Raw genomic sequence first — 11,574 nt, 5'->3', positions numbered from 1 at the left:
CTCGTATCTGGAGTCGACCCGCCATGCAGGCAGAACCGAAGAAATCGCTGGTGGGGGAGGAGTACGAGGTCGAGATCGGCCCCGTCGCCCACGGCGGTCACTGCATCGCCCGCACGGACGAGGGCCAGGTCCTCTTCGTCCGGCACGCGCTGCCCGGTGAGCGGGTCGTGGCCCGGGTCACCGAGGGCGAGGAGGGCGCCCGCTTCCTGCGTGCGGACGCGGTGCGGGTGCTCGAGGCGTCGAAGGACCGCGTCGACGCGCCCTGCCCCTACTCCGGACCCGGCCGGTGCGGGGGCTGCGACTGGCAGCACGCCAAGCCTGGCGCACAGCGCCGTCTGAAGGGCGAGGTGATCGCCGAGCAGTTGCGGCGGCTCGCGGACCTCACCCCCGAGGAGGCAGGCTGGGACGGCACGGTGGTGCCCGCCGAGGGCGACAAGCTGCCCGCGGGCGAGGTGCCGGCATGGCGGACCCGGGTGCAGTACGCGGTGGACGCCTCGGGCCGGGCGGGCCTGCGCCGGCACCGCTCGCACGAGGTGGAGCCGATCGACCACTGCATGATCGCCGCTCCGGGCGTCAGTGAGCTCGGTGTGGAGAAGCGGGACTGGACGGGCATGGACTCCGTCGAGGCGATCGCCGCGACCGGCTCCCAGGACCGCCAGGTGATCCTGACCCCGAAGCCGGGCGCACGGCTGCCGCTCGTGGAACTGGACCGGCCGGTATCGGTGCTGCGGGTCGACGAGAAGTCCGGCGGGGTGCACCGCGTCCACGGCCGTCCCTTCGTCCGGGAACGCGCCGACGGCCGCACGCACCGCGTGGGCGGCGGCGGGTTCTGGCAGGTCCACCCGAAGGCCGCGGACACACTGGTGACGGCGGTGATGCAGGGGCTGCTGCCGCGCAAGGGCGAGATGGCGCTCGACCTGTACTGCGGCGTGGGCCTGTTCGCGGGCGCGCTCGCCGACCGGATCGGGGAGAAGGGCGCGGTGCTGGGTATCGAATCCGGCAAGCGTGCCGTGGAGGACGCCCGCCACAATCTCGCCGACTTCCCGCGCGTCCGCATCGAGCAGGGCAAGGTCGAATCGGTCCTGCCGCGCACCGGGATCACCGAGGTCGACCTGATCGTCCTGGACCCGCCGCGCACGGGCGCGGGCCGCGGCACGGTGGAACACCTCTCGGGCCTGGGCGCCCGCCGCATCGCCTACGTGGCCTGCGATCCGGCCGCGCTGGCCCGCGACCTGGCGTACTTCCGCGAGGGCGGATACCGGGTGCGGACGCTGAGGGCGTTCGATCTGTTTCCGATGACACATCATGTGGAGTGCGTGGCGATTCTGGAGCCGGCCGGGAAGGGTGTCTGACCTGCGGTCCTGCCCGTCCGCGTGATGGCCGTCGGACGCGTGACGGGCGATGGCGCGATGCCGGACGAGACGGCCCCCGGTCCCGTCGTCCGATCGACCGACAAGATGCCCGGACCGTGCGAAACTTGCCCTCTGGTTTCGGACAGGGGGCAGTCGTGCTGCTGCTGGATCTCGCCACCGTGGCACGCCACGAACGCGCTGACGCCTTCCAGTACGCGCTGGACCTCTCCGTACCCAACGACGTCGAGCACGAGGACCCGGACGCGGAACTCCGTGCACGGTTCGACATGTGGCGCGTGGGAGCGGTCGACCTCGTCGAGGTGCACAGCACCGGGTTCCAGGTGCGGCGCACGGAGAAGCACCTGCGCAGACTGCGGGAACGGCCCGTGGTGTCCGTCTCGTTGCAGACGGGCGGCACCGGGCGTGTGGAGCTCGGCGGACGGCAGCAGTTGCTCGGTCCGGACGACATCTCCGTTCAGCACGAGGTCTGCGCCCGGACCTACGGCTGGTCGGGGTCCGGAGCGTCACAGGCCCTGCTGATCGACGCCGAACGGCTGGGACTCCCGGTCGAGTCGGTGGTGGAGGCGGGATTCCGGCTGCGGGCGAGCCCGATGTACGACCTGGTGCTCGGGCATCTGCGCGGGCTGTGGCGCGATCCGGCCCTGATGGAGGCCGATCCCGGCGCCTCGGCGCTGTCGGACGCGACCGTCGGCCTCGTCCGGGCGCTGCTCGTCTCCGCCGCCCACGACCCGGGTGATCCGCCGGTCGGAGCCGCCTTGGACGACACCCTCCTCACTCGCATCCTGGCCTATCTGCGCAGGCACTCGACCGAGCCCGACCTCACCCCCGAGCGTGTCGCCGTGGAGCACGCGATATCGCGGCGCCATCTGTACGCCGTGCTCGGCCGGGCGGGCATCAGCCTCGAGCAGTGGCTGATCGAGGAGCGGCTGGAGAGGGCCCGCGCCCTGCTGGCCTCCCCGGCGTACCGCGGCCTCACCGTGGCCGCGGTGGCGGCCCGGTGCGGCTTCGGCAGCGCAAGCCACTTCACCCGCCGTTTCCGGGCGGCCTACGGGCTCACCCCGCGCGAATGGCGGCGGCACGCGGAGACCGAGGCGGCGGCGAAGGCCTCGCTCCTGCGTTACGGGACGGCCCGCCCCCGGGTACCCGCACCCGCCGTGTCCTCGGCGGACGATCGGGGCGCCGTTCCGACGCCGGACGGTGACCCCCTGCCGGGCGAGCCGGGCATCGGTTAGGCACCGGCACGGCGGGGCCCTCACGGGAGACGGGCCGCGTGCCGCGGCGACCGCCGGGCGTCCCCGCGGGGCCCGCGCTCCGGCCCGCCGCATCCGGGCTCTTGACCTGCGGTGTCGAATCCTTGTCCCAGCATGCAGGAACCCACCGGCGCACGGCCCGTCCCGGGCGACGCGACCCAGGATGGTGCCGGTGGGCCGACGCCGTCGACGGACGCGAGGGGGAGGGGCCGATGGGGTACGCGAGGCGGCCTCGTCCCGGGCCGGTCGTCCCGGTGGCCGCGATCCCGCAGCGGACGGAGAACCGGGCCGGACCTCATGGCGTCCGCACCCCGACCGTGGGCCCGCTGAGCGGCGCATCCGCCCCGACACCTCCTGAGACAAGGACTCTCCCATGACAACCGCGGAAGAACTCGAACGCATCGCGCGCATCAACGCCGGCGGCCGCACCCCCGTCGTCTTCGTGCACGGACTCTGGCTGCTCCCCAGCAGTTGGGACCGGTGGACCACGGTCTTCGACGAGGCGGGTTACGCCTCGCTCACCCCGGGCTGGCCGGACGACCCGGACACCGTCGCCGAGGCGCATGCCCGGCCCGAGGTGTTCGCGGGCAAGAGTGTCGGGCAGGTGGCCGACCACTTCGCGGACATCATCGGACGGCTCGAACGCAAGCCCGTTGTGATAGGCCACTCCTTCGGCGGGCTGATCACGCAGATGATCGCCGGCCGCGGACTGGCCGCGGTGTCCGTGGCCATCGACCCCGCCCCCTTCCAAGGCGTCCTGCCACTGCCGTTCTCGTCGCTGCGCGCGGCGAGCGCGGTGCTGGGCAACCCCGCGAACTACCACCGGGCCGTGCCGCTGACCTACGAGCAGTTCCGCTACGCCTTCGCCAACGCGGTGAGCGAGGAGGAGGCCAGGGAGCTGTACGAGCGGTTCGCCGTGCCGGCGCCGGGCGAGCCCCTGTTCCAGGCGGCGGTCGCCAACATCAATCCCTGGAGCGAGGTCAAGGTGGACACCCTGTCACCGGAGCGCGGTCCGCTGCTGATCGTCTCCGGCGAGAAGGACCACACGGTCCCCTGGGCCATCGCCAACGCCTCGTACAAGAAGCAGGAACGCAACGAGCACGCGGTGACCGAGATCCACGAGATGCCCGGGCGGGGTCACGCCCTGACCATCGACAACGGGTGGCGTGAAGTGGCCGATACGGCGCTCGCCTTCGTGTCGCGCTTCACCAAGTGAGCCGGCCGGGCCCTCCGCCGGGCCCGGGTACCGGGGACCGGGCCCTTGCCCGCCCCCGGCACGCGCGTGTTCCGCCGTGCGGAGGGCCCGGCCGGGGGCCGTCCTGGATGTGATCCCGAGCAACGAGGAGGTCCTTCACGGGCGGATCGGCGACCGTAAGAGGGGCCGCCTCGGCCGTTCGCCGACCTGGGCGTCCGTCGGACCGGACGCCCTGAGCCGGCCGATCCGCTGCCGCAGGTGTGGTGAGCGGGCGCGGGTCCGCCGCCGGTGACCTCGCCGGCGGCGGACCCGCGGCACACAACTCCCGTCCGCCGCCTGCACCGCTCGGGGCGGGGAAGGTGCGCAGCGCGTGCACCAGAACCTCACCGGTCCGCGCCGGTGGCGGTGGCACCGCCGTGCGCCGTGGGCGAGACCGGCCGGGCGCGGGAGACGCCGGGTCGTGGTGTCCGGCATCGCGAAGGCGGCCCGGAAGAGTTCCCCGGCCCGCCCCGCGGGGGCCGAATTCTGATCCGTACGTGCGCAGTTCTGGCCCTTGTGTGCTCTCTCGGGATGCGGCCCGTTCCACAGCCCTCTCCGCGCCGGGCCGACGACTAATCTCCTCCCGTGTCACCGTGGGAAGGACGACCATGACCACCACGACCTGGAGGACGGAGACCGTCCCGCTGGAGGACCGCGCCGAGGCACTGCGCCAGACCATCCGGCGACAGGTCGTACCGGTCGAACTCGTGTTGCCGCGCGATCCCGAGTGCGTGTACGCGGACGTGACGATCACGGACATCGGTGCCCTCCAGGTGAGTTCCGTGCGGGCGAATCCGGCGACCGTGCACCGCACCGTGAAGCTGGCCAGGGCGGACGACGAGCCCGTGGTCTTCATCAGCCTCCAGGTGTCCGGGGAGAGCACCGTCGTCCAGGACGGGCGCAGCGCCGTGCTGCGGCCGGGCGACATCGCCCTCTACGACACAAGACGGCCGTACACGCTGCTGTTCGACCGCGGTGTGGACATGCACTTCTTCCGTGTCCCGGTGCGGGACATCGCCCTGCCGGACAAGGTCATCGGCCAGGCGGTCGCACGCAGACTGGGACCCGAGGGCATGGTCAGCGGGGTGACGGCGGGCTATCTGGCCCGACTCGCCGAGAGCAGCGGGCAGCTCGACGCCGCCGCCGCGCATCTGCTCGCCGCACCGAGCATGGAACTGATCCGGGCGGTGCTGGCGGCCCAGTCGGACCGGCCGCGGCTCATGGCCGGGGCCCTGCACGAGACACTCGCGGTACGCATCCTCGAGCACATGCGGGAGCATGTGGCGGACCCGGACCTGTCGCCGGCGAGCGTCGCCCGTGCGCACCACATTTCGGTCCGCCACCTCTACGCGATCCTGGCGCGCAACGGCATCGGGTTCGGTGACTGGGTACGCGCCGAACGGCTCGACGCCTGCCGCCGTGAACTCTCACGGGTGCCGCCGACCACGGAGACGATCGCCGCACTGGCTCGCCGGTGGGGCTTCAAGTCCCCGTCGCACTTCAGCCGTGCGTTCAAGGCGGCCTACGGGATGTCGCCGCAGGCGTGGCGCGAGTCGAGGCATCCGTCCTGACAGCCGGCGTCCACCGGCGGCCGTCGTCCGCGAACTCGTCGTGGTGCGGGACCGCCGGGCGCCGGGAGCCGATCGGGTTCGACGTGCACGACGTCGAACCGCGTTACGGGTTCCCGCAGATGACCGGCCGCCCGTAGGCCCCGGTCGTGAAAGTCACCGGACTGCACGGCCGTTCGGTTGCCGGGAGGAGCGGTCCGGCCTTCGCGTTCCCGGACGCCGCCGGTCCCGCCGGAGCGGACGGGACACCGGCGCCGGGCCGGGCCCGCCGCACCGACTCCCTGTACGCCGCCGCGTCGACACCCCTGGTTTCCGGTCAGTTTTCCGATCACTCGCCATCGCACACGGTCACCTGTGATGATGTGGATCAGGGGAGTGACCGGTGAGGTCATGAGATCCGGGGGGATCGATGAGCACTACGACGACGTCGGCGCTGGTACGGCTGAAGTCCGCGCAGAAGAGCGCGAAGGGTGTGTCGCTGTATTCGCGGTTCGTGAACCGGCCCGCGGGCCGGTATCTGGCCGCCGGGGCCTACCGGCTCGGACTGACGCCCAATCATGTCACCGCGATCAGCGCGGTGTTCAGCTTCGCGGCCGTCCTGGTTGCGGCGCTCGCCGAACCCACCTGGGCCGTCGGCCTCGTGGTGTGGATCGGGCTCGCGGTGGGGTTCGCCTTCGACTCCGCCGACGGGCAGCTCGCCCGGCTGCGCGGCGGCGGCAGCGCGGTGGGTGAGTGGCTCGACCATGTGGTCGACTGCGCCAAGATCACCGCGTTGCACACCGCCGTGCTGATCTCCTTCTATCGGCACCCCGGTCACTTCGGGACCGGGGCCGACGGCTGGCTGCTGGTGCCGCTCGGCTTCCAACTCGCCGCCGTCGTCACGTTCTTCGGCGGGTTGCTCACCGAGCAGCTCAAGCCCAAGGCGGCCCCGGGCGACCGCGCCGAGCCCTCCACGGCACGCGCGGTGGCCCTGCTGCCGGTCGACCACGGGGTGTTCTGCCTGGTGTTCCTGCTGCTCGGTGGCGGCGGCGCCTTCCGCTGGACCTACACCGTCCTCGCCGTCGCCGCCGCGCTCTTCCTCGTCGCCTTCCTCACCAAGTGGTTCCGGGAACTGTCCGCAGTTCGTCGGTGAACCGCGTCCCGTCGAGGGCGTCGATGGCACGTCGCAACTGGGTGCTCGACGTGTGCACGGTGTACGGGAAGTAGACGACGTCCACGCCCACCGTGGCGAAGTCCCGCTCCAGCCGTTCCCCCTTCGGCGTGTCCCGCCAGTCGTCGCCCTTGAACAGCACGTCGAAGCGGACCTGCTTCCACGTCTCCAGCTTGTCCGGCACGGTCTCGACGAACGCGGCGTCCACGTACCGGATGCTGCGGACGATCTCCAGCCGCTCGACCAGCGGGATCATCGGCCGTCTGCCCTTGGCCCGTTCGGCCATTTCGTCCGAGACCACGCCTGCCACCAGGTAGTCGCACTGGGCGCGTGCGTGGCGCAGGATGTTCAAGTGCCCGATGTGGAACAGATCGTAGGCGCCCGGCGCGTAGCCCACGCGATACGGCTTGCTCGATGGCACAGATGCCCCCCTCGTTCGATGGTGTCCCCCAGTGCGCACCCCTTTGCGGGGGATGCACAGACTTTGACGATAGCGTTCATGCTCGGTGCAGGAAGGGTGAACAATTAGGGTGCGTCCTGGTTCACTTCTGTCAGGGCGTGGGACCGGGGGGTCCTGGTAAGGCGTGGACGCACAGGGGAGGCCGCCGAGGCGGCCGGGGGGAAAGGTTTCGTCTGGTGACACAGGCCCACAACGAGCGTCGTGAACGGGACGGGAGCGTGGCCGCGCACCCACCCGGCTCCGTGCCGCGGCAGCGCACCACCGAGCCGGACGTCGCCGCCGTCGCCGGCGAGTCGGGCGGGTCCGCCCCGTCCGCGCGCCGGTTGCTCCTGGTGTCCACCAACTACGCGCCCGAGCACACCGGTATCGGCCCCTACGCCACCGGCATCGCCGAGCACTGGGCGGGCCGCGGGCACGACACCCATGTCCTCGCCGGGCTCCCCCACTACCCGTCCTGGCGCCTGGACCCCGCCTACCGCGGGGTGTGGCGGGCCACCGAGCAGCGCGCGGGGGTCACCGTGCACCGTCGTCGGCACACCGTGCCACCGCGCCAAAGCGCCCTGCGCAGAGCCCTGTTCGAGGGATCGATACTCGCCCACGGTCTTGTCGCACCGCCCCGCACCGGTCGGCTCGACGCCGTGCTCGCCCAACTGCCCAGTCTCGCCGGTGGAGTGCTCGGCGCCCGTATCGCCGCCCGGCACCGTGCCCCGTACGTGCCGGTCGTGCAGGACCTCATGGGTGCCGCCGCCGCGCAGTCCGGCATCCAGGGGGGCGGCCGCGCCGCGGACCTTGCCGAGCGCGCGGAGTCCTGGGTGCTGCGCCGCGCCACCCTCGTCGGCGTCATCCATGAGACGTTCGTCGAACGGGTGCGGGCCATGGGCGTGGACCCCGGACGCATCCGCCTGGTCCCCAACTGGTCGCACATACAGGCCCCCTCGGCACTTCGCGCGCAGACCCGGGAGCGCCTCGGCTGGCAGCCGGAGCAGACCGTGGTCCTGCACTCCGGAAACATGGGCCTCAAGCAGGGACTCGACGTGCTGGTGGAGGCGGCCCGCCGGGATCCCGCGACCCGCGTCGTGCTGATGGGCGACGGCAACCAGCGCGAGCACCTCGTCCGCCGCGCCGAGGGGCTGCCCAACCTGGAGTTCCTGCCTCCGGTGGACGACGCCGACTTCCCCGACGTGCTGGCAGCGGCCGATGTGCTCGCCGTGACCCAGCGTGCCTCGGTCCTCGACATGAGCGTCCCCTCCAAGCTCACCTCCTATTTCGCGGCGGGCCGCCCGGTGATCGCCTCCGTCGCCGCCGAGGGCGGAACGGCGCGCGAGGTACTGCGCTCCGGAGCCGGATTGCTGGTGGAACCGGAGAATCCCGATCAGTTCCTGTCAGCGGTGCGTAGACTCGCCGAAGATCCGGTGACGGCAGACGAGTTGGGCGCGGCGGGACCGCGCCATGTGGCTGCCCATCTGTCACGGGAGGCGGGTCTTGCGCGGATCGACGCGTTGATCGACGAGGCGTTGGGGGGTCTTGCCCGGTGAGCGACACACACGTTCCCCTCCGGGGCGAGGACGAGCCGGAGCAGTTGCGTGAACAGTTCCGTCAACTGCTGCGCTACCGCTGGCTGATCGGCGGCGGCGTCGGTGTCGGGCTGCTGGCCGGTGCCTGGCTCGGCATCACCGGTGCCGACAGCTACGCCGCCACCACCGACATCGTGCTGCGCGCTCCCACCAGCGACCCCTTTGCGCCGACCCTCTCCAGCGACAAGGCGCTGAACATGGGGTCCGAGCGGCAGACGGCGCTCAGCCGCAAGGTCGCCGAGGAGGCCGCGAAGCGGCTCGGCCTCGGCGCGGACGAGGTCGACCGGCTCCAGCACGGACTTCAGGTCACCAACCCGCCGCAGACCCTCGTGCTGCACTTCTCGTACACCGGTTCCGACCCGAAGGAGGCGGCGCGCCGCGCCAACGCCCTCACCCAGTCCTACATCGACCTGCGCAAGGAGCAGTGGGAGTCCGTCCAGGGGTCCATGCTCAAGAGCCTGCAGAACCAGCTCAATCCCGTCGCCAAGCAGAACGACGAACTCTCCAAGCGCCTCAAGCAGTTGCCCGACGGCTCCGCCGCGGACTCCGCCTATGCCGTACAGGCCAGCCTGCTCAGCCGCATCACCGACCTGCGCAACAAGATCACCGGCCTGCAGATGCTCGACATGACGCCCGGCAACGTGATCCGCAACGCCACCGCGCCCACCTCGTCCGACGGCCCCGGCCTGCCGCTCTCGCTCGGCCTCGGCGGCCTCGTCGGCGTCGGTCTCGGCCTGCTCGGCGCCTGGGTGCGCCTGATCTTCGACCCCGCACCGCGCTCGGCCGGTGACGTGGCCCGCGCGGTGCACGGTCCCGTCCTCGGCGCGCTGCCGCGCGGCTCGGCCGGTGCCCTGGTGGTCGGCCGCACCGACTCCCGCGCGGCCGAGGAGTACCGCTCGATCGCCTTCCGGCTCGCCTACGACGAGAGGTTCGCCGACCGGCGCCGGCTGCTCGTCGTCGCCCCCCGCGGCTCCATGGAGTCCAGCGTGGCGGTCGCGGCCAACCTCGCCGCGTCCTTCGCGGAGACCGGCAAGAACGTGCTGCTCGTGGAGGCCGACCTGCGCACTCCGTCCCTCTCCGAACGCCTCGACGTCTCCGCCGCCTCCCGGCCCCGCTGGAGCAGCACCGCCGAGCCCGCCGACGGCGAGTGGCCCGGTCCCGGGAAACTCCTGGTCGACGCGGGGGAGTCCGGGGCCTTCGGCCTCGTCCCCGGCGAACGGGTGCGCAACGTCCCTCGCGCGCTGACCTCGGCGCGGACGACCCGGCTGATCGCCGAGGCCGACGACCCCGATGCCACCGTCGTGGTCGTCGCCCCGCCCGTCCTCGCCTACGCCGACGCGCTCGCGCTCGTCGACCGCGTGGACGGGGTGCTCATCGTCTGCGACCCGCGCACCGTGCACCGCGCCGACCTCGTCCGCATCCGTGAGCTGATCGTCGGTGCCGGCGGGACCGTGCTCGGCGCGGTGACGCACACCGAGTCGCACCGGGGCGAGGCGACCGCCCGCCGCGACTCCCGGCGCCGTGCCGCCAAGAGCCCGGCGGTCCGGCCGGCGGCCCGGCCCGGCACCCGCCTCGACACCGAGCGGCACATCGACGGTGACGGCAGCGACACGATCGCTCTGCGCACCGTCCGCTCGGGCGACCGGTGACACCCGCGGAGGAGAAGCCGCCGGCCCCGGGCCCGTCGCGGGAACCGCGGCGTTCGACGGCCGCGTTCGCCTCGGTGCTCGACCAGGCGGCGTCCAGCCTCACCAACATCGCCGTGCTGGTCATCGCCGCCCGTGTCTCCACCGCGCACGGGTTCGCCACCTTCTCGATGGTCTACCTGACCTTCACGGTGCTGCTCGGCCTCAACATGGCGTACGTGGGCCAGGCGGTCGTCCTCGTCCGCGGCGGTACCGCGAGGACGGGCGCCGCCTGCCGGTCCGCGATCCTGTTCACCGCGCTCGGCGCCACCGCCGTCGGCGTCCTGCTCGCCGCCGTCGGCGCGGGATCCACCGCCCTCAGCGGCGGCTGGGCCGGGCCCGGCGGGGCCTTCCTCGCGCTGGGTCTCGTCCTGCCGCTGGTGCTGGTGCAGGACGGGCTGCGCTACGCGTTCTCCACCCTGCGGCGCCCCGGCCTGGCGCTGGCCGCGGACAGCCTGCGTCTGGTGTGTGTGGTGCCCGCGTTGCTGCTCCAGCCCCGGCACACCTCCCCGGGGCTGCTCGTGGCCGTGTGGGGACTGTCCGCCGTGCCGGCGCTGCTGCTCGGCCTGTTCCTGCTGTGGCCCCATGTGCGCGGCACCCGGGCCGACCTGTTGCCCTATGTGCGCCGGGGCCATCTGGGACAGCGCTTCGTGGTGGAGTTCGCCGTCGGCAACGCCTCCAGCCAGCTCGCCGTGCTGGGCCTCGGGCTGTTCGCCGCCCCGCTGGCGGTCGGAGCCCTGCGCGGCGCCACCACGCTCTTCGGCCCGCTCAACGTCCTGTTCAACTCGGTCAACGCGTTCGGGCCGCCGCTGCTGGGCCGGCTCGGCGGCCGCCGGGCCACCGCCCGCGCCGCTGCCGGGCTCGGCGCGGTGCTCTGCGCCGTCGGCCTCGCCTGGGGACTGGTGCTGTACGCCCTGCCCGACGGCATGGGACGCCAACTCCTCGGCGCCACCTGGCAGTCGGCCTCCGCTCTGCTGCCCGCGTCGGGTGCCCAGTACGCGGTGATGGGACTGGGCACCTGCGCCCTCGTGACCCTTCGGGTGCTCAGCCCGCGCGCCACGCTGTCGGTGCAGGTGGTGTTCTCGCTGCTCTCGGTCGTCCTCATGCTCGGCGGATACGCGCTGACCGGATCGGCGCTGGGCGCCGCCTGGGGACTTGCCGCGGGTTCCGCGCTGAAGGCGGTGGCGGCCTGGACGCGCGTCGCCCGTCTGCGTGGGGAGGAGCAGCCCGCGGCGGCGCCGGTCCCGGCGGTCCCCACGGGCTGAGAGCCGATCGGCCCC

General features: G+C 72.6%; 9 protein-coding genes. 8 read left to right on the top strand and 1 reads right to left on the bottom strand.

Going from position 1 to position 11,574, the window contains the following annotated elements:
* Nucleotides 1–23 precede the first annotated feature (23 nt).
* From ACSHXN_RS11785 to ACSHXN_RS11765, 5 genes are all read left to right on the top strand, one after another.
* Nucleotides 24–1,352, top strand: a complete 1,329-nt coding sequence (locus tag ACSHXN_RS11785) for a class I SAM-dependent RNA methyltransferase (protein WP_383352151.1) — start codon at nucleotides 24–26, stop codon at nucleotides 1,350–1,352.
* A gap of 155 nt (nucleotides 1,353–1,507) precedes the next feature.
* Nucleotides 1,508–2,605, top strand: coding sequence for a helix-turn-helix domain-containing protein (locus ACSHXN_RS11780; protein WP_438303049.1), 1,098 nt, complete (start codon nucleotides 1,508–1,510; stop codon nucleotides 2,603–2,605).
* A gap of 391 nt (nucleotides 2,606–2,996) precedes the next feature.
* Nucleotides 2,997–3,839 (top strand): alpha/beta hydrolase, encoded by an 843-nt coding sequence (locus ACSHXN_RS11775; protein ID WP_356113656.1) that lies wholly within the window; start codon nucleotides 2,997–2,999, stop codon nucleotides 3,837–3,839.
* 626 nt (nucleotides 3,840–4,465) lie between these two features.
* Entirely contained in the window at nucleotides 4,466–5,428 is a 963-nt protein-coding gene (locus ACSHXN_RS11770) for a helix-turn-helix domain-containing protein (protein WP_438303047.1), read from the top strand.
* Nucleotides 5,429–5,834: 406 nt separating this feature from the next.
* Nucleotides 5,835–6,557 carry a CDP-alcohol phosphatidyltransferase family protein gene (locus tag ACSHXN_RS11765; RefSeq protein WP_356113652.1) on the top strand — a complete coding sequence of 241 codons (723 nt, stop codon included), beginning with the start codon at nucleotides 5,835–5,837 and terminating at the stop codon, nucleotides 6,555–6,557.
* Here the strand turns inward: ACSHXN_RS11765 and ACSHXN_RS11760 are convergent.
* A complete protein-coding gene (locus ACSHXN_RS11760) occupies nucleotides 6,517–6,996 on the bottom strand; it encodes an adenylyltransferase/cytidyltransferase family protein (protein ID WP_220291963.1) in 480 nt (159 codons plus the stop codon). The genes ACSHXN_RS11765 and ACSHXN_RS11760 overlap by 41 nt on opposite strands.
* Before the next feature lie 368 nt (nucleotides 6,997–7,364).
* On the opposite strand from ACSHXN_RS11760, the gene ACSHXN_RS11755 reads away from it, so the two are divergent.
* From ACSHXN_RS11755 to ACSHXN_RS11745, 3 genes are read left to right on the top strand one after another with little or no spacing between them, the layout of a single operon-like run.
* Nucleotides 7,365–8,570, top strand: a complete 1,206-nt coding sequence (locus tag ACSHXN_RS11755; protein ID WP_356113677.1) for a glycosyltransferase family 4 protein — start codon at nucleotides 7,365–7,367, stop codon at nucleotides 8,568–8,570.
* On the top strand, nucleotides 8,567–10,258 hold the full coding sequence (locus ACSHXN_RS11750) for a lipopolysaccharide biosynthesis protein (protein ID WP_438303046.1): 1,692 nt from the start codon (nucleotides 8,567–8,569) through the stop codon (nucleotides 10,256–10,258). Before ACSHXN_RS11755 ends, ACSHXN_RS11750 begins: the two co-directional genes overlap by 4 nt.
* On the top strand, nucleotides 10,255–11,559 hold the full coding sequence (locus ACSHXN_RS11745; protein WP_383352140.1) for a hypothetical protein: 1,305 nt from the start codon (nucleotides 10,255–10,257) through the stop codon (nucleotides 11,557–11,559). Before ACSHXN_RS11750 ends, ACSHXN_RS11745 begins: the two co-directional genes overlap by 4 nt.
* Nucleotides 11,560–11,574 lie beyond the last annotated feature (15 nt).

The organism is Streptomyces sp. HUAS TT11, assembly GCF_051553595.1.
GTDB lineage: Bacteria > Actinomycetota > Actinomycetes > Streptomycetales > Streptomycetaceae > Streptomyces.
This window is presented reverse-complemented; position numbering and strand designations above follow the sequence as displayed.

What these genes read in the sequence shown, in the direction of transcription:
- ACSHXN_RS11785 (WP_383352151.1), top strand. Translation starts at nt 24, where the DNA reads ATGCAGGCAGAACCGAAGAAATCGCTGGTGGGGGAGGAGTACGAGGTC.
- ACSHXN_RS11775 (WP_356113656.1), top strand. Translation starts at nt 2,997, where the DNA reads ATGACAACCGCGGAAGAACTCGAACGCATCGCGCGCATCAACGCCGGC.
- ACSHXN_RS11770 (WP_438303047.1), top strand. Translation starts at nt 4,466, where the DNA reads ATGACCACCACGACCTGGAGGACGGAGACCGTCCCGCTGGAGGACCGC.
- ACSHXN_RS11765 (WP_356113652.1), top strand. Translation starts at nt 5,835, where the DNA reads ATGAGCACTACGACGACGTCGGCGCTGGTACGGCTGAAGTCCGCGCAG.